We start from the raw sequence: 17277 nt of genomic DNA, 5'->3' as shown, positions 1-17277 counted from the left end.
CATGATGATCAATCAGAAAATCAGCGAAAACCTGCTAGAGATCCGAGATCTGAGTATCGATTTTAATACCGATGAGGGGATGGTTCGGGCGGTCGATAGCCTCAACTTGAGTATCCGCCCCGGTGAAGTGATGGGGCTAGTGGGGGAGAGTGGCTCAGGTAAGTCGATCACAGCGAAGAGTATTATGGGTTTAACACCCCGTAATGCGATTATTCAGCACCCTAGTCAGATGACGCTGAATTACCAAGAGAAGGCGGTCAATATTCTTAAGCTGCGCGGGCGAGATCTTCGGCTAGTGCGTGGTGATGCGGTGTCGATGATATTCCAAGAGCCGATGGCCAGCTTTGCGCCGGCGATTCGTATCAGTGATCAGATTATTCAAACGATGCAAATCCATCTTGGTTACGACAAAGATCAAGCCCGTCGGGCGGGGATCGAACTATTTGATCGGGTTGGGATTGTTGAGCCCGCGAAGCGTTTTGATCAATATGTATTCGAGCTTTCTGGTGGTATGCGTCAACGGGCGATGATCGCCATGGCATTGTCGACTCAGCCTAAACTATTGATAGCCGATGAGCCAACTACCGCACTGGATGTCACCATACAGGCGCAAGTGCTAGAGCTGATGATGGAGTTACGCGAGCAGCTGGGCATGGCGATGCTGTTTATCACCCATGATCTTGGGGTGGTCTCTAAAATTGCCGATAACGTCACCGTCATGCAACAGGGTAAGGTGGTCGAGGCGGGCAGTGCCGATCAGGTGCTGTTTCAGCCAGAACATCAATATACTCGGCGTTTACTGGACGCATTGCCAAATTTAGATAACTTACCGGAAGCCCCTGCACATACTCCCGAGCCATTGCTATCGGTGCGTGATCTAACAATCAGTTATCCGGTGATGAGCAGTGGTCGGCAACGTGAATCGTTTACAGCGGTGAAGAATATCAGCTTGAAGCTACCCCGAGGGCAGATCATCGGGCTAGTGGGTGAGAGTGGTTCCGGTAAAACCTCACTGGGTAAGGCGATGCTAGGGGCTGCGCCGATTACGTCTGGCACCGTTGAATATCACCACACTAAAAAGAAAGTGAAATTTGGTGCTGGTAAAGCCATTAAACGTAAACGATTGGCGCGTACAGCACAGCTGGTGTTTCAGGATCCGTATAGCTCACTGAACCCTCGTATGACGGTGCGAGACATTATTGCTGAACCGTTAGAGGCAATGAACTTGACTAAAAGCCGCGAAGAGACCGATCAACGAGTCATTGAAGTGGCCCAGCGTTGCCATATTGCAGTGGAACATCTGCGTCGCTTCCCCCATGCTTTTTCTGGTGGGCAACGGCAGCGTATTAGTATTGCACGGGCGTTAGTTTGTAAGCCTAAGTTTATCGTGGCTGATGAGTCGGTCGCAGCGCTGGATGTGTCGATTCAAGCCGAGATCCTAAATCTGTTGAAAGAGCTGAAAGAAGAGCTGGGTCTGACCATTTTGTTTATCTCTCACGATCTCAGTGTGATTGCCAACCTGTGCGATTGGGTCTGCGTGATGAAACAGGGAGAGCTGGTGGAACAGGGCTCTGTGAGACAGATATTCCTCACACCTCAACAGGCTTATACCCAAAAGCTGATCGCCTCAATTCCGTTGCTGGATTCGCCCGCAGGGCGCCAGCAACGTCTACCAGATCTGCTACAAATCGCAGAGCGCTCGATGCAGGCGGACTCGACGCAAGGAGTGTGAGATGGATTTTTCCATGGCAGAGATTCGCGCTTTTAATGCTACCTTGAAGGCGGGTAACTTTACGCGAGCCGCGGTGCTGCTTTCGGTGAGTCAGCCGGCCATAACAGCGCAGATTCGTAAGTTAGAATCCCGTTTTAGTGCCCCCTTGTTAGAGCGTTTTAGCAAAGGGGTACAAGCGACCGACTTAGGCCGGCAGCTATATCAGATCACTCGACAGTATCATGATCTTGAAGCAGCCATTGAAGTCTTATCGAACCCGGCCTTATCACCGGGCAAAATGACGTTGAAGGTAGCGAACGCCTCGTCAATTATCTTTATGCCATTAATCGCTGAGTTTAGTCGCCGTTTTCCCCAAACAACGTTAAAAATCAGATCGGTAACGACCTCAGAGTGTCGAGCGTTGGTGCTCAATAGGGATGTTGATATTGGACTGTTTCCACTACAGGATGACAATAGCGAGCTTTCGCGTTTGGCATTTTCGGCCCATCGCTTGATGGCGGTTTTACGGACTGATCACCCACTGGCAGAGAAACCCTGTGTTTCGGTAAGCGAATTGGCCGATGAGTCGTTGATTATCTATAAGTCGGAGGCCTGTACCCAACAGTTATTAGAAGCGCTGTTTGGTCGCCAGCAACTGACCGTCTCAGGGAATGTTGTGGTGGATGGCCGTTTGGATATGTCTGAAGCGGTGAGTCATGGTTTGGGTATTGGTTTTGCATTGGCTCAGGATATTCGTCCTGATCCGCGTTTGACCGTGGTACCTATTGTTGAGGCTACCGATGAAGTGGTTGAACATGTGGTGTGGATGAAAAACCGTCGTAGCTTGCCGGGGATTCGGGATTTTATTCAATTGGCGTTGGAGCAACGCTGTGGTGCTCTGTCAGAAGTGAGTGAGTTCTAGTTTGTTATCAGTTCATTGACTGCGTTATGGTTATGTCTTCATTTTAATCATTCAGTATGATCACACTCAGCGCAATACCATAGATAGCTAAAATAAGAGCGCTCTCAAAACCAATTTTGCCAATGCCATAAGTCTCGCGTCTTACCATGCCTAACAGTAAAGTCGCTGTCATTAAAATACTCACTAAAGCCCATGTGACTTGAACTGGCGCCATATCATGATAGATAGAACCTTGGGTATAACCCACATCTGCAGCGGCAACCACCAACATATTAAAGCAGTTAGTGCCAAAAATATTGCTGACGGCGAGGGTTAAAGCACCAATACGTATGGCAACAATGGTAGTGACTAACTCCGGTGTCGACGTTGCCAGCGCAGTGAAAAAACCACCCATCAGCGTTTCAGAAATACCGGTCTGATCTGCAATCTGTTTTGCTGATTCCATTAAAACCCAACCAGAAACCCCCGTTAGAGCCGCCATGCAAATAAACGTTATCCACATCGAGGATAAATTACCGTGATGATGCTCATCGGGTTGGTCTGCAACCGTTTGACATGTTTGTCGAGGAAACCACATAGGCTTTGCTTTAGTATGAAGAACCAAGTGTAAACCGGATATATAAGCGACAATAATCACCGGTGTGACGGGGTGAATATTGAAAAAAGTAATTGCGGGGCTAAAGACCGCCAGCAGGGGTAACGTCAACAATACAATGAGCAGACCTGCGAGCATAAGGTTGACGGAAGAGGCTGCCGCATGTTCCAAGTTAGCTTTGCGATAAACAATATCAGCCACCGCAAGAAACACCAGATTAACCGCCATACTTCCCATAACATTACTCATCGCCAAATTAGGGCGATTGTCTATTGCCGCCGTCAGTGTCGCTGCAAAATCAGGCAGCGAGGTCACGCCAGCCAAGAGAAAAATGCCAAATAAAGCCTCACCTAAACCTGTTTGATCGGCCAATGAATCTGAGAGTTTCGCTAACTTGCTACCTGCAATGATAATCACCAATGCAGCAACAACAAAAGCAGTCATGCTGAACGTTAAAGAAGTAAACATACAACCCCTACAAACAATGAGAGTGGGTTAAGTGGTGTTATTACAGCGCCTGAAACATACATAACCATAGTTGTATTTTATCATGCTAACGCTACTGTAATGGTTTCAAAGACAGTTAAGGCTAAAGGCAGATGCTTTTTCGCAGTGACTTTTAAATCGTAGTCATTATCGTTAATTTCAAAACAGCACCTTTATTAGATTTTTGACGTTCAGAGATTCATATAATAAGTGTGATTTTTTACTAAAGGGATAAAAGTACCTACTACTGACCGTGATAAAGGTAAACATTGAGCGGCAATGGCCGATATATAATCTAGGCCTGTTTGAATAAACGCATTGGAGATGAGTTTTATGGAATTAACAGCTGCATCAGCGTCGGCATATCAGCAAGCTTCGCTACAACAGGATGTTGCAGTGGCTGTGGCCGGCAAAGCAAAAGACAATATTGAGCTGCAAGGCGCAATGGCATTACAGCTGCTGGAAAGTACCGCCGTGCCTGCGGTCGATCTGAGTTCTTCGTTGGGACAGAATATCGATATCCGCGCTTAATGGTTGGCGGGTTCTCTTTAAACCGCCTTAGGGCGGTTTTTTATTGCCTCCATTAAATCTCATAATCGGTCGGCAGTAGCCGGGGAAAGTCGGCTTTTATCTGTTCAATAACCGCCGGTAGCTGCTCGGCCTGCACCGGTTTGCTGAACAGGAAACCCTGAATATTGGGACAGTCGAGCTGATGCAGATACTGCAACTGCTCAATGGTTTCGACCCCTTCAGCGATCAGTTCTAACCCTAAACTTTTTGACATCGCAATAATGGCATTTACGAGGGTGGCATCTTCTTTATTATCCGGCAGGTCACGAATAAAGGCCCGGTCAATTTTTAGTTTGTCGATCGGGAACTGTTTAAGGTAGCTCAGGGATGAATAACCGGTGCCGAAATCATCGATGGCCAGTTTTGAACCTAGGGCTTTAAACTCCTGCAACCAGGCGATCGCTTCGGTTGAATTTTCCAGAAACATGTTTTCGGTGATTTCAAAAATGATCTTGCTTGGATCGACACCGACGCTGTGCATGATATCGGCGGCGACCTCGGCATCGAAGCCTAATAAACGCTGATTGCTGGCGACATTGACGGTGATGCAAAGGTTGTTGATGCCCTGTAGCTCCCATTTAACAATCTGTTCACAACTTTGTCTGAGTACCCACAGGCCAATGGGTTGGATTAAACCGGTTTCTTCCGCTAGGGGAATAAACTCGGTGGGGCTGATGAGGCCGCGCTCTGGATGGTGCCAACGAATCAGAGCTTCAGCAGCCACTACTCTATGTTGCAGGCAGTTACTGATGGGTTGGTAGTAGAGTTCAAACTCGTGATTATTGATCGCCTGACGTAGCGCCTGTTCGAGTTCGGTGCGATTTTTTACCTGCTCACGCATCTGTGCATTGAAGAATTGATACTGGTTGCGACCATTGTCTTTAGCCAGATACATCGCCATATCCGCATGGCGCAACATTACTTCTCCGCTGTCGCTGTCGTTGGGATAACAAGAGATGCCGACACTCGCGCCAATATAGAGGGTTCGGCCCGCCAGTTGGAACGGTGGTTGTAATATCTCGATCACCTGCTTAGCGATTATGGCGGCTTCCTCTTGATCGGTGAGGTTTTGCAATACAATGACAAATTCATCACCGCCAAAGCGGCTCAGTAGATCGTTTTCACCGATCACCGATGTTAACCGTAAACTAACCTGTTGTAGCATCTGATCGCCCACAGAATGCCCGAGGGTGTCGTTAACCGCTTTGAACCGGTCAAGATCAATAAACAGTAGGGCGCAGAGGCAGCCTGCTTGATCGCAGCGGTGGTGTATCTGGGTCAGCTCCCGTTTAAGCATAATGCGGTTGGGTAGTGAGGTGAGGGCATCAAAGTTTGCCTGCTGACGAATTTGTTCTTCATCATTCTTGCGTTGGGTCATATCAGAAAATACCGCGACATACTGTTCTAGCAGGCCATCACGATTTTGCACTGCGGCGATCGATAACCATTGTGGATAAACGCTGCCGTCTTTGCGTTTATTCCATATTTCACCTGACCAACTGCCGGCTTTTTCCAGCGATAACCACATGTTTTGATAAAAGGTATCTTTTTGTTTGCCCGATTGGAACATGTTAGGCTTTTTACCCACCACCTCGGCAGAGCTATATCCGGTGATTTCACTAAAGGCGGGGTTAACCGAGATAATAGTGGCATCCGGTGCCGTGATCATGATCCCTTCATTGGTGGTTTCAAACACGGCGGCATTCATTCGGAGCTGCTCTTCGGTGGCGCGTCGTTCGGTAATATCTTCTTTCACCGCTACAAAGTGGGTGATCTGGCCCAGCGAGTCTCGCACTGCCGAGATAGTAGCGGCTTCCCAATATAATGAGCCATTTTTACGGCGGTTGAGAAAGGTGCCTTGCCAAGGTTGACCGGATAGCATCTGTTGCCACATCGCTTGATAGTTGACCGGCGATAGATCACCTGAGCTGAATAGACTTGGACGTTTGCCGACAACCTCATCAAGTGAGTAACCGCTAACTTCTTCGGCTTTTGGATTAATATATTCAATGATGCCGTTAATATCGGTAATGACCACTGCGGCAGGGCTTTGCTTGAGGGCTCTTGAGAACTTACGCAGCTCTTGTTCTTTGCGTCGTGTTTCGGTGATATCCACTCTGATCCAGACTTCGCCAGTTTCGTTAGTGGTGCTATTGCTGCATAGGTAGTAGTTGCCATTATCGGTTTGTTGAATCAGCCGATGATCTGAGTGGCGGTCTTTTTGATAGTGGCATTTAGCATCGATTGCGGTTTGGATGATCTCCTTCGGTGTTCCTGGCTGCAGTAGTTCACTGATCCAGGGGTAGTAATGGGCGAAGTTACGATTGCTGAGTACCAATTTATCGTCAGTATCAAAGAGCGCAAAGGCTTCTCTGATGTTATCCACACCGTCTTTGAGACGTATTTGTGCCTGTTCTGTCTGATTGTGTGAGCGAATCAGGCGCAGATAAAGAAAGCTCAGTAGTAATATCAATACGGTGGTTAGGCCAATTAGTACGGAGTTAAAATAGTCTGTTTGCTGGGTGGCTTTCTGCCGGTAGCTAAGAAACGCGCTATAGAGTTGGTTAAAGGCGGATTTATTGGGGACCTGTTTATACTCCGTTAGTAGCTGGTTCAGCTGAGTTTGGGCTGTCAGGTTTGAGCTGATATGAAACTTAAGCGCCTGCAGGCTAGCGGATGAATTGGTCAGTTGCTGCAGCTTATTTCTTAATGCGGAGGCATCTAACTCACTTTTGAAAATATGGAAATGGTATAGCTGATTTAAGATGTCTCTGGCCGGGAGTACGTTGTCAGGGTCACTTTCTTCGATGGCTGCAATTAGCATGGGAATATAGTTCATACCGTTGCGAGCTTTCGCTGCATGGGTTTTGATCTGTTCGGCTAATGTAATGCGTTGATGCAAGGTGTGACGGTATTGTTGCAGTTTTTCGCTTAGATCAACGGGAAGGCCATTAAACAACGCGGCAATATCGGGATTGTTTTCCTGCTGCTGTAGCTGTCGAGTGAGTTTGACGATCTGGTCGTAATTTTGCTGCTTCATTGAGCTGATGGTTAACACTTCCAAATCCAGTGCATTATCAAACGCTTGAAGTTGTAATAAGACTTCAGCCCGTTGCTGGCTGGGTTGGGCGTGTCCGTTGTGGCCTAAATAAAACAAACACCCCAATAAGACGATTGCCAGTAGGGATGTCAGATAGAGGCGGGCTTTGAACCAGATCATTCAGCGAGCTCCGGATGATCTCCGGCTAGGGAGCGAATAAAGGCGCTGATGGATGCGATATGTTGTTCAGGGATCTCCCGACCTAACTGAAAGCGGCCCATGATTTTGATCGCTGCGGCCAAATCGTTAACGGACCCGTCGTGGAAGTAGGGGGCTGTTCGCGAGGCTAATCGTAAGCTAGGTACTTTGAAAAGGTAGCGATCGTCAGGATTATTGGTTTCGCTGAAGCGTCCTAAATCGGCTTCACTGAGTGGGGTTCCCCGGGCTTTAAAATACTCTGAGATGTCGTTGACCGCACCGAAAAAAGCGAACATATTGCCGCCGACATTTTGACCTTGGTGACAACTGATACAACCGTAGGATTTGAATAGCCGATAACCCTGTTTTTGCTCCACACTCAGTGCGGACTCATCGCCTTTAAGCCAGCGATCGAAGGGGGCGTTCAAAGTCATCAGCGAACGTTCAAACTCGGCGATAGCATCGCGGATGTTGTTGGCTGTTAGCCCATCGGAATAAAGCGCGGCAAAGTTCTGTTTGAGTCTATTATCCTGCTGTAGCCGGTCGATGACCTCGGGCCAGGTGGAGTTCATTTCAACCGGGTTGCGTACTGGGCCGTTAATCTGCTCGTGTAAATTGGCGGCGCGACCATTCCAAAATTGGACGAAATTCAAGCGAGTGTTATACACCGTGGGAGTATTAGTCGTCCCCGGTGTGCCGTTAACGCCAAAAGACAGTGGGCCTTTATCGGCACCGCCGGCGCTTAAATCATGACAACTGGCGCAACTGATACTGTTATCGTGAGACAGCCTTGGATCGTTGAACAGCGTTTTGCCTAAGCGGATTTTAGCCTGGCTAAGATCGTTGGCGGGCAGAATAGGTGTGATCGGTTCTGAACTGAGATCTCTAGCGGACGTGGCTGTGGCTAACAGTAACAGCGTTATTGCTATTAATATCAGATTCAGACGGGTAATCATGGCCCGATTGTACTGCTGCAATGCCTGCATCTAGGCATCCTCATGTCAGGTCGTAGCTTGAATAGGAATGCCTATTTTTATCGTATTTTTGGATCTCTGACCATGATCTGTGTTATCAGATCGGTATTTTGTTGATTTTTCGGCCACTTTTATCCCTGTTTTGGGGCATATTAGTGTTAATCGACGTGGTTTCGTTTTAAACCGTGGTTGAGAGGATAACAGGTAGTGCGAGTGGTTTGTCACGCTAAGAGAGTGCTGCCGAGATGGTTGAAGGCCTTTAGTTGTTGAAAAAGGAGTTGACCGAACGGATGTCCGGTCAGGCAGCAAGTTAATCGTTAATCAGCAAGATAACCAGCGTTTTAGGGCCGTGGGCACCCATCTGCAATGTTTGTTCGATATCGGCGCTGCGGGACGGGCCGGTAATCATATTAACGGTACGGGGTAATTGGTTCGCGGTGTTGTCTCCGAAACATTGCTGACGGAGGTTTTTCCATGCCTCTTCATAGCAGCCGACAATCGCTGAACGGCGCAGTACAACCAGATGATTATCTGGCAGAAAGTTGAGAGTGGTGGGGCTTTGAGCGCTGGAGTGCAACATCAGGGTGCCGGTTTCAGCGATGCCGGCAAAACTGGTGGTGAGGCTGGCAATATCACCGGCTTGCGCCACCCGTTCTGTTCGTGTGATCTGCTGCTGCACCAGAGGGCTCCAGTCGAGCGCGCTAAGTTCCGGATTGCTGGCACTGTTGAGTTCGTTAAACTGATGCTCTGCTAACCAGTCGGCACAGGCTTGCGGCACTTGTTCAATCGAATCCAATTCAATGAGTTCGGCAACCGCTTCGAGGGCCATAGTTTTAAACAACTCGACCTGTTCGGTAACAGGGAGTTGTGAACGTGCGGGTATTAGGTTATTAGCTTTGGCTGATAGTCGGTTAGTGACCCGTTGCTGCCGCTGAGTATCGGCAGGGTCGAGCTTCAGCCCGCGACGAATATTGGCAAAAATATCGGCCCGGCTGGTGTGGGATGCTGACTCAGCACGACTATGTTGATTAGCATTCACGGTTTTTGTTGTCGTGCTCATGGCTGTTTTCCCGCTTTTTGTTGTTCTTTCCACGTTTGCATAAAGGTTTTCCCTTGTGGCGCAGGCATATCACGCCAATCGGTCCAGCCACTGGCTAGGGGCAGTTTTTTAAGTCGTCCATTTTTACCGGCCCAGGTTTTCATTAGCCAACTGGCCATGCGGGTGTAAGGCTTATATAGGGCTGGCCGTTTAGCAAAAAATGCCCAGCTTGCTAAGCCATAACGGGCGGCTTTAGGTTGCAGGTGTTTTTCAAATTCGTCTTCACGCCAATGACGCATCAATTTGGGGAGTGGGATTTTAACCGGACAGACGGATTCGCACTTACCGCAAAACGTAGAGGCGTTAGGCAGCATGCCGCCTTTCTCAATACCGATCATCTGTGGGGTGAGCACCGATCCCATCGGGCCGGGATAGACCCAACCATAGCTGTGTCCGCCCACTGCACCATAGACCGGGCAGTGATTCATACAGGCAGAGCAGCGAATGCAGCGCAGCATATCCTGAAATTCGGTGCCGACCATTTCGCTACGACCATTATCCACCAGGACAACGTGAAAGTTGTCCGGTCCATCTTGATCACCTTCGCGACGGGGGCCGGTTGATAGGGTGTTGTAGACTGAGAATTCCTGTCCGGTGGCCGAACGGGCTAAAAGCCGTAGAAACAGTGTCATATCTTCCAGTGTCGGAACGACTTTTTCGATCGAGGTGACCACAATATGGGTTTTTGGCAGGGTTTGCGTTAAATCACCGTTGCCTTCGTTGGTGACAATAATGGTCGAACCGGTTTCGGCGACACAGAAATTAGCGCCGGTAATACCCACGTCGGCGGCAACAAACTTTTCCCGTAAGACCTCTCGGGCTTCCTGCATGAGCACCGCTGGATCACTGGATTTCGGGCGGTTATGATTTGCATGAAAAGCTTCGGAGACATCTTCTAAATTAAGATGGATCGCCGGGGCGATGATATGGCTGGGGTGATCGTGGCGCAGTTGCAGGATATATTCACCCAGATCGGTTTCAATCGGCTGCACACCGTTTTGTTCGAGGAAATCATTCAGACCGATCTCTTCGGTGACCATTGACTTACCTTTGGTCACGGTTTTGGCATCAACCTGCTTGCAGATATCGAGAATGATCTGATTGGCGTCGTCTGCGGTTCTGGCCCAATGAACATGACCGCCATTTTCGATCACTTTACTCTCGAACTGCTCTAGGTAAAGGTCGAGATGCTCCATGATATGGTTTTTGAGATCACGTCCCTCATCACGTAATTGTTCAAATTCAGGCATCCGGTCAACGGCAATGGTGCGTTTTTCTGGAAAGCCTGTTTTTAGCTTAGCTAACGCTTTTTGCAGGTTTTCATCGGCTAACGCATCATGGGCGCGCTGCTTAAAGAACGGAGTATTGATTTGCATTGTCTCGCTCCTTAAAGCTGTTGTGCCAGATTGTAATCGGCTTCGCCAATCGCAGGGGTATCCGTCATGCCGGCTAATACTTCGACAATATGCCGAGCTTCAACCGGTTTGCCTTCCCGTTTGAGTTTGCCGGCCATGTTTAGCAGGCAGCCTAAATCACCACCGAGCACGGTGTGGGCACCGGTATTGCTGATGTTGTCGGTTTTATTCGATACCATGCGGTTGGATACTTCGGGATATTTCACACAGAAGGTGCCACCAAAGCCACAGCAGGTTTCTGCTTCATCCATCTCTTCGAGTTCGACGCCCTGCACATGGCTCAGTAGTTGCCGCGGTTGCTGTTTAATACCCAGTTCTCTTAGGCCAGCGCAGGAGTCGTGATAGGTGACCTTATGATCAAATTGCAGTTGTTTTAGCTGGGCTTCGAGTGCTTCGGAATACAATACATCAAATAGGAATGAAGTGATTTCGTGGGATCGTGCAGCAAGTGACTTTGCTTGCAAAAAATAGGGATCGGCAGGATCAAATAGATCCGGGTGTTGATGTAGCATGCCGATACAGGAACCCGACGGGCCGACCACGTACTCATAACCATCAAAGGCATCGATCGTTTGCCGGGCAATTTCTGCGGTGGTTTTGCGATCACCGGAGTTGAAGGCGGGTTGGCCGCAGCAGGTCTGCTGTTCAGGTACCTCGACGGTGCAGCCCGCCTGTTCTAATAGTTTTACCGTGGCGAAAGCGACGGATGGGCGAAACATATCCGCTAGACAGGTGACGAACAGGCCGACACGCGGACCCGAAGATGTATTTGGCATTTGTAGTTACCGTTTTTTATCGTTATTGGCTTAAGGGCTGGATGAATGTGGTCAGCGCCTAAGTCTTATTATTGCGTTGCTGCTACTCAAGATAGTTAATGACGCGCAGGAAAGAAATGTTACACTCGAAACTGGTCTGACCAAAAGCCTAGGGTTATCTCTGTATGAAGCCGAATTTGAGTGACGATCTGTTACAGCAATTGAAAGAGTGTTTATTTACGGGTGCGTTACTACCGGGGGCCGAGCTGATGTCTCAGCGGCGAATGTCGGCATCGTTAAAAGTATCCCGTGCAACGGTGCGAGAAGCCGTGGGTCAGTTAGAGGCCGAAGGTTATGTTGATGTTCGTCACGGAGGGAAGACTCGAGTAAAAAACCTGCTCGAACCCCATTTCAATATGCCCCTAGGTGAAGGTAAAGCGCTGGGGGATAATCCTGAATTTCAGCGTCAGGTGTTGGATGTTCGGGCGATGTTGGAGGGTGAGGCGGCCTTCTATACAGCACAGCGAGCCACCGATGATCAACTAAAGGCATTGGATGCGGAATACCGCAAGATGCAGCAGCGTGGGCAGCAGGAAACAACATTGGAAAAAGCGAAAGAGGATCTGCGCTTTCATATGATGATTGCCGAGTCGTCACACCACCTGCTGATTATTTCTTTTAGTCAGCTATTTTATACCCGCTTTTTTAATGCCATCTATGGCGTGCTCTCGCGGACACTGAAAACCTCGGGGCGTTATCCCGAGGGCATTCGCGCCCAGCATAGCGCTATCCATCAGGCCATTATGAATCGAGATGCAAAGGCCGCCCGCAGCGCGGCGAGTGAGCATATCCTCTATACCCGCCGGCATCTGGAAAATGAATAGTGGGTTGTGGCATTGAATTTTAAACAATGATCAATATTGAGCTTTGATTGGGCTCAATCGCCCCTAGAAAGGGCTCCCACAGAGCCGTATTTTTATAGCAGGCGATGCCTTCGTCGTGACTAACCGTCATTAAGCATATCTCATCGGTGTGAGGGCATGCTTCCTACAAAAAAGCCATCACTATAGTTGTTAGATGGTTCTTTTTGCAGTAAGGCTGTTGTAGGTTATTAACCCTTTCAAAATAGCTTTATTACGTCATTTCCGGTAGAATACGCCGCCTTTAATGCTGCTACTTGGTTTGTAACAGCGATGTAAATTTCAGCGTGGCCTGTGGTACTGGCCATGCCTGAGCAGATAGGAATAAACAATGCCTGTAATTACTCTTCCGGATGGCAGCAAACGCGAGTTTGCTAACGCCGTTACTGTTTTTGATGTTGCCGCTGATATTGGTGCAGGACTGGCCAAAGTTGCTTTGGCGGGTAAAGTGAATGGTGAGCTGGTGGATACCTCTCACATCATTACTGACGATGCCGAACTGGCGATTATTACCCCGCGTGATGAAGAGGGTCTAGAAGTGATTCGTCACTCCTGTGCCCATTTGATGGCGATGGCGGTACAGCAATTGTTTCCGACTGCTCAGGTAACCATCGGACCTGTGATTGACGATGGTTTTTACTATGACTTCGCTTATGAGCGTCCGTTCACCCCGGATGATCTGCAGAAGATCGAAGCGAAGATGAAAGAGTTGGTTAAAGCGAATTATCCGATTTCCCGTTCAGTGATGAGCCGGGAAGATGCGGTTCGTTTGTTTGAAGAGAAAGGTGAGAAGTATAAGGTCGAATTGCTGCAAGCGATTCCAAGTGATCAAGACCTGTCATTCTACTCTCAGGGTGACTTTATTGATCTGTGCCGTGGACCTCATGTGCCGTCTACCGGCCATATTAAAGTATTCAAACTGATGAAACTGGCCGGTGCATACTGGCGTGGTGATTCAAACAATGAGATGTTGCAGCGTGTTTACGGTACGGCTTGGGGCGATAAGAAAGACCTTAAAGAGTATCTGCACCGTCTAGAAGAAGCGGAAAAACGCGATCACCGTAAGCTGGGTAAACAGTTAAACCTGTTCCACTTGCAGGAAGAAGCGCCGGGTATGGTGTTCTGGCATCCAGATGGTTGGAAGCTATATCAAACAATTGAACAATATATGCGGACAAAACAGCGTCAGCATAGTTATGATGAAATCAAAACCCCGCAGGTCGTTGAACGTACCCTGTGGGAGAAATCGGGTCACTGGGATAAATTCTCAGAAGAGATGTTTACTACGCACTCTGAAAACCGCGATTTTGCGATTAAGCCGATGAACTGCCCATGTCATGTGCAGGTGTTTAATCAAGGGTTGCGCTCATACCGTGATCTGCCGTTGCGTCTGGCTGAGTTTGGCTGTTGTCATCGTAATGAGCCTTCTGGCGCATTGCACGGTATTATGCGGGTGCGTGGCTTTGTTCAGGATGATGCACATATTTTTTGTGCTGAAGATGATATTCAAAACGAAGTGGCGCGCTTTATAGACTTCCTGCATGAAGTCTATGCGGACTTTGGTTTCAGCGAAGTGATCTATAAGCTGTCGACCCGTCCTGAAAAACGTGTCGGCTCGGATGAGGTTTGGGATAAAGCCGAAAAAGCCTTGGGCGATGCTCTTGATGCGGCTGGACTGGACTGGGCAGAGTTGCCGGGTGAAGGTGCCTTCTATGGCCCTAAAGTAGAGTTCTCACTGAAAGATTGTCTCGGACGTGTTTGGCAGTGCGGTACGATTCAGGTCGATTTCTCAATGCCGGGTCGTTTGGGTGCACAGTTTGTTAACGAATCCGGTGATCGTGAAACACCGGTTATGCTTCACCGAGCCATTTTAGGTTCATTTGAACGCTTTATCGGTATTTTGATCGAAAACTTTGCCGGCGCATTGCCGACTTGGTTGGCACCAAAACAGGTGTCGATTTTGAATATTACCGACAAACAAGCCGATTATTGCCGTGAACTTGAAGAAAAACTCACAGAACTTGGATTCTTTGCATCTGCGGACTTGAGAAATGAGAAGATCGGCTTTAAAATCCGCGAGCACACAATTCAGAAAGTACCTTATTTGCTGGTTGTCGGCGATAAGGAAGTAGAATCTGGTGCCGTGGCAGTTCGTACCCGCACCGGAGAAGATCTCGGCACATTGTCGATTGAAGAGTTTTGCGAGCATCTGAAGCAGGACGTTGCTCAGAAAGGCCGCAAAGAATAATTAATAGATTGGAGATACAGCTATCAAGCGAGATAACAGAAGAGGGCGTAATGAGCGGAATAAGCCGCCTATAAATGAGAATATCAGCGCCCGCGAGTGTCGGTTGATTGGTCCAGATGGAACGCAGATAGGTGTTGTACCTATCAAAGACGCCCTCGAGGCGGCACAAGAAGTTGGCCTTGACCTGGTACAAATTTCTGATTCTGATCCTATCGTCTGTAAGGTGATGGATTACGGTAAGTTTTTGTACGAAAAGAAAAAAGAAGCGAATGCTGCTAAGAAGAAGCAGACGCAGATGCAGGTTAAGGAAGTAAAATTCCGTCCTAATACGGAAGTAGGGGATTATCAGGTAAAACTACGCAACCTGATACGTTTCCTTGAAGGTGGCGATAAGGTCAAGGTAACACTACGTTACCGCGGCCGTGAAATGGCACACCAGGAGTTAGGCATGCAGCTATTAAACCGGATCGAAAAGGATCTGGAAGAGCTGGGTGTCGTTGAGCAGCGTCCAAAAATGGAAGGCCGCCAATTGATCATGGTCATAGCTCCGAAAAAGAAAAAGTAGTCTGACATAAGCGTAAAACCCGTGCTGACTCCTTGTGGGCCAGATACGGGTTTTGTTGTTTGTTCAGGTGAAAGATAATTAACGAATGCGTGGGGATTTAGTAATGCCTAAAATGAAATCTTGCAGCGGTGCTGCGAAACGTTTTAAAAAGACTGCTAAGGGCTTTAAGCACAAACAGTCTTACACAAGCCACATCCTGACTAAGAAAACGACTAAGCGTAAGCGTCAGCTTCGCCCAATGCTGCAAGTTGCAGCGGCTGATCAGAAATTGATCCGTCGTATGCTGCCTTACATCTAAGTCGTAGTAACCACAAATTCTAAGTTAGGAAGAAAGTAATATGGCACGTGTAAAACGTGGTGTCATCGCACACCGTCGTCACAAAAAGATCCTGAAAAAAGCTAAAGGTTACTACGGCGCTCGTAGCCGTGTGTTCCGTGTAGCTAAACAGGCAGTAATTAAAGCAGGTCAGTATGCGTACCGCGACCGTCGTCAGCGTAAGCGTCAGTTCCGCGCGCTGTGGATTGCTCGTATCAACGCTGCAGCCCGCATTAATGGTTTGTCCTACAGCCGCTTTATTGCTGGCCTGAAGAAAGCGTCTATCGAAATCGATCGTAAGGTGCTGGCTGATCTGGCTGTTCACGAAGCGCATGTATTTGCCGCTATCGTTGAAAAAGCAAAAGCAGCACTGTAAGACACCCTTACCTTCTGGTAAGTATTGATCGTTGTGATAGGGGAAGGGTGCAAACTCTTCCCCTATTTTTATCTGGAGCGGTAAATGGAAAACATTCAAATCCTGTTGGCCGAAGGCAAGCAGGCTGCAGAACAGGCAACAAGCGCACAGGATCTTGATCAGGTGCGGGTTCAGTATCTGGGTAAGAAAGGTCATCTTACCCAGCTATTGAAGGGTCTGGGCGCACTGAGTGCTGAAGAGCGACCTCAGGCAGGCGCGAAGATTAATGAAGCCAAGCAAGCGCTACAGGATGTGCTTAACACCTGTAAAGCTAACTTGGAATCGGCGGCACTGGAAGCGAAGCTGGCGGAAGAGACTATCGATGTCACTTTACCTGGTCGCGGTCAGTCACTGGGTGGTTTGCACCCGGTCACTAAAACGCTACAGCGGATTGAAGAGTTCTTTGCTCGGATCGGTTATTCTGTAGCGGAAGGACCTGAAATCGAAGATGATTATCACAACTTCGAAGCGTTGAATATTCCGTCCCACCACCCGGCGCGGGCGATGCACGATACGTTCTATTTCAATGCCAACACATTGCTGCGCACCCACACTTCGGGTGTCCAAGTTCGCACGATGGAAACGCAACAACCGCCGATTCGGATTATCTGTCCAGGCCGTGTGTATCGTTGTGACTATGATCAGACTCACTCCCCGATGTTTCATCAGGTTGAAGGGTTGATCGTTGATAAAGATATTAGCTTTGCTGATCTCAAGGGTACGCTGGAACAGTTCCTACGCGAATTCTTTGAAGAAGATGTCAAAGTGCGTTTCCGTCCCTCTTACTTCCCATTTACAGAGCCATCTATCGAAGTCGATATCGATCGGGGTGATGGTAAGTGGATGGAAGTGCTTGGTTGCGGCATCGTACATCCGAAAGTATTTGAGTCTTCCAATATCGATCCGGAGCAGTACACCGGTTTTGCCTTCGGTATGGGGGTAGAGCGTCTGGCGATGCTGCGGTATGGCGTTAATGACCTGCGCCTGTTCTTTGAAAACGATCTGCGTTTCCTTGGCCAGTTTAACTGAAGCATTGGTTAGCTGTACC

Annotated in this window: 15 protein-coding genes; 9 read left to right on the top strand and 6 right to left on the bottom strand. The window is 48.5% G+C overall.

The window, feature by feature from the left end; all coding sequences use genetic code 11:
- Position 1 precedes the first annotated feature (1 nt).
- Positions 2–1732 carry a dipeptide ABC transporter ATP-binding protein gene (locus tag ACN0T0_RS07030; protein ID WP_417224550.1) on the top strand — a complete coding sequence of 577 codons (1731 nt, stop codon included), beginning with the start codon at positions 2–4 and terminating at the stop codon, positions 1730–1732.
- Position 1733: 1 nt separating this feature from the next.
- Positions 1734–2633: a LysR family transcriptional regulator gene (locus ACN0T0_RS07025; protein ID WP_417224548.1), complete on the top strand. Its 900-nt coding sequence runs from the start codon at positions 1734–1736 to the stop codon at positions 2631–2633.
- A gap of 43 nt (positions 2634–2676) precedes the next feature.
- Here ACN0T0_RS07025 and ACN0T0_RS07020 read toward each other — a convergent pair whose 3' ends face one another.
- The gene (locus ACN0T0_RS07020; RefSeq protein WP_417224547.1) at positions 2677–3696 is read right to left on the bottom strand and encodes a sodium:calcium antiporter; all 1020 of its coding nucleotides are present in this window, start codon (positions 3694–3696) and stop codon (positions 2677–2679) included.
- A gap of 351 nt (positions 3697–4047) precedes the next feature.
- Here ACN0T0_RS07020 and ACN0T0_RS07015 point away from each other — a divergent pair, with 351 nt between their 5' ends.
- Positions 4048–4245, top strand: coding sequence for a putative motility protein (locus ACN0T0_RS07015; RefSeq protein WP_417224545.1), 198 nt, complete (start codon positions 4048–4050; stop codon positions 4243–4245).
- 52 nt (positions 4246–4297) lie between these two features.
- Here the strand turns inward: ACN0T0_RS07015 and ACN0T0_RS07010 are convergent, their stop codons facing one another.
- From ACN0T0_RS07010 to ACN0T0_RS06990, 5 genes are all read right to left on the bottom strand, one after another.
- Positions 4298–7504 carry an EAL domain-containing protein gene (locus ACN0T0_RS07010; protein WP_417224543.1) on the bottom strand — a complete coding sequence of 1069 codons (3207 nt, stop codon included), beginning with the start codon at positions 7502–7504 and terminating at the stop codon, positions 4298–4300.
- Complete coding sequence (locus ACN0T0_RS07005; protein ID WP_417224541.1) at positions 7501–8508, bottom strand: cytochrome-c peroxidase; 1008 nt, start codon at positions 8506–8508, stop codon at positions 7501–7503. Before ACN0T0_RS07005 ends, ACN0T0_RS07010 begins: the two co-directional genes overlap by 4 nt.
- A gap of 298 nt (positions 8509–8806) precedes the next feature.
- A complete protein-coding gene (locus tag ACN0T0_RS07000; protein ID WP_417224539.1) occupies positions 8807–9556 on the bottom strand; it encodes a LutC/YkgG family protein in 750 nt (249 codons plus the stop codon).
- Complete coding sequence (locus tag ACN0T0_RS06995; RefSeq protein ID WP_417224538.1) at positions 9553–10971, bottom strand: LutB/LldF family L-lactate oxidation iron-sulfur protein; 1419 nt, start codon at positions 10969–10971, stop codon at positions 9553–9555. The genes ACN0T0_RS07000 and ACN0T0_RS06995 overlap by 4 nt, the downstream gene beginning before the upstream one ends.
- 11 nt (positions 10972–10982) lie before the next feature.
- Positions 10983–11786, bottom strand: a complete 804-nt coding sequence (locus ACN0T0_RS06990) for a (Fe-S)-binding protein (protein ID WP_417224537.1) — start codon at positions 11784–11786, stop codon at positions 10983–10985.
- 164 nt (positions 11787–11950) lie between these two features.
- Here ACN0T0_RS06990 and ACN0T0_RS06985 point away from each other — a divergent pair, with 164 nt between their 5' ends.
- From ACN0T0_RS06985 to pheS, 6 genes are all read left to right on the top strand, one after another.
- Positions 11951–12649, top strand: a complete 699-nt coding sequence (locus ACN0T0_RS06985) for a FadR/GntR family transcriptional regulator (protein WP_417224535.1) — start codon at positions 11951–11953, stop codon at positions 12647–12649.
- Between the two features lie 367 nt (positions 12650–13016).
- The gene (gene thrS, locus ACN0T0_RS06980) at positions 13017–14933 is read left to right on the top strand and encodes a threonine--tRNA ligase (protein ID WP_417224534.1); all 1917 of its coding nucleotides are present in this window, start codon (positions 13017–13019) and stop codon (positions 14931–14933) included.
- A 22-nt stretch (positions 14934–14955) separates the two neighbouring features.
- Positions 14956–15498, top strand: a complete 543-nt coding sequence (gene infC, locus ACN0T0_RS06975) for a translation initiation factor IF-3 (RefSeq protein WP_126160090.1) — start codon at positions 14956–14958, stop codon at positions 15496–15498.
- A gap of 103 nt (positions 15499–15601) precedes the next feature.
- Positions 15602–15796: a 50S ribosomal protein L35 gene (rpmI, locus tag ACN0T0_RS06970; RefSeq protein WP_091357366.1), complete on the top strand. Its 195-nt coding sequence runs from the start codon at positions 15602–15604 to the stop codon at positions 15794–15796.
- A gap of 40 nt (positions 15797–15836) precedes the next feature.
- The gene (gene rplT / locus ACN0T0_RS06965) at positions 15837–16190 is read left to right on the top strand and encodes a 50S ribosomal protein L20 (RefSeq protein ID WP_126160091.1); all 354 of its coding nucleotides are present in this window, start codon (positions 15837–15839) and stop codon (positions 16188–16190) included.
- An 84-nt stretch (positions 16191–16274) separates the two neighbouring features.
- On the top strand, positions 16275–17258 hold the full coding sequence (gene pheS, locus ACN0T0_RS06960; protein ID WP_417224531.1) for a phenylalanine--tRNA ligase subunit alpha: 984 nt from the start codon (positions 16275–16277) through the stop codon (positions 17256–17258).
- The last annotated feature ends 19 nt before the right edge of the window (positions 17259–17277 follow it).

Origin of the sequence: Amphritea sp. (genome assembly GCF_048266285.1) — a bacterium.
GTDB lineage: Bacteria > Pseudomonadota > Gammaproteobacteria > Pseudomonadales > Balneatricaceae > Amphritea.
This window is presented reverse-complemented; position numbering and strand designations above follow the sequence as displayed.

Excerpts from the sequence above, each read along its gene's own strand:
- ACN0T0_RS07030 (WP_417224550.1), top strand. The coding sequence starts at position 2 with ATGATGATCAATCAGAAAATCAGCGAAAACCTGCTAGAGATCCGAGAT.
- ACN0T0_RS07025 (WP_417224548.1), top strand. The coding sequence starts at position 1,734 with ATGGATTTTTCCATGGCAGAGATTCGCGCTTTTAATGCTACCTTGAAG.
- ACN0T0_RS07020 (WP_417224547.1), bottom strand. The coding sequence starts at position 3,696 with ATGTTTACTTCTTTAACGTTCAGCATGACTGCTTTTGTTGTTGCTGCA.
- ACN0T0_RS07015 (WP_417224545.1), top strand. The coding sequence starts at position 4,048 with ATGGAATTAACAGCTGCATCAGCGTCGGCATATCAGCAAGCTTCGCTA.
- ACN0T0_RS07010 (WP_417224543.1), bottom strand. The coding sequence starts at position 7,504 with ATGATCTGGTTCAAAGCCCGCCTCTATCTGACATCCCTACTGGCAATC.
- ACN0T0_RS07005 (WP_417224541.1), bottom strand. The coding sequence starts at position 8,508 with ATGCAGGCATTGCAGCAGTACAATCGGGCCATGATTACCCGTCTGAAT.
- ACN0T0_RS07000 (WP_417224539.1), bottom strand. The coding sequence starts at position 9,556 with ATGAGCACGACAACAAAAACCGTGAATGCTAATCAACATAGTCGTGCT.
- ACN0T0_RS06995 (WP_417224538.1), bottom strand. The coding sequence starts at position 10,971 with ATGCAAATCAATACTCCGTTCTTTAAGCAGCGCGCCCATGATGCGTTA.
- ACN0T0_RS06990 (WP_417224537.1), bottom strand. The coding sequence starts at position 11,786 with ATGCCAAATACATCTTCGGGTCCGCGTGTCGGCCTGTTCGTCACCTGT.
- ACN0T0_RS06985 (WP_417224535.1), top strand. The coding sequence starts at position 11,951 with ATGAAGCCGAATTTGAGTGACGATCTGTTACAGCAATTGAAAGAGTGT.
- thrS (WP_417224534.1), top strand. The coding sequence starts at position 13,017 with ATGCCTGTAATTACTCTTCCGGATGGCAGCAAACGCGAGTTTGCTAAC.
- rpmI (WP_091357366.1), top strand. The coding sequence starts at position 15,602 with ATGCCTAAAATGAAATCTTGCAGCGGTGCTGCGAAACGTTTTAAAAAG.
- rplT (WP_126160091.1), top strand. The coding sequence starts at position 15,837 with ATGGCACGTGTAAAACGTGGTGTCATCGCACACCGTCGTCACAAAAAG.
- pheS (WP_417224531.1), top strand. The coding sequence starts at position 16,275 with ATGGAAAACATTCAAATCCTGTTGGCCGAAGGCAAGCAGGCTGCAGAA.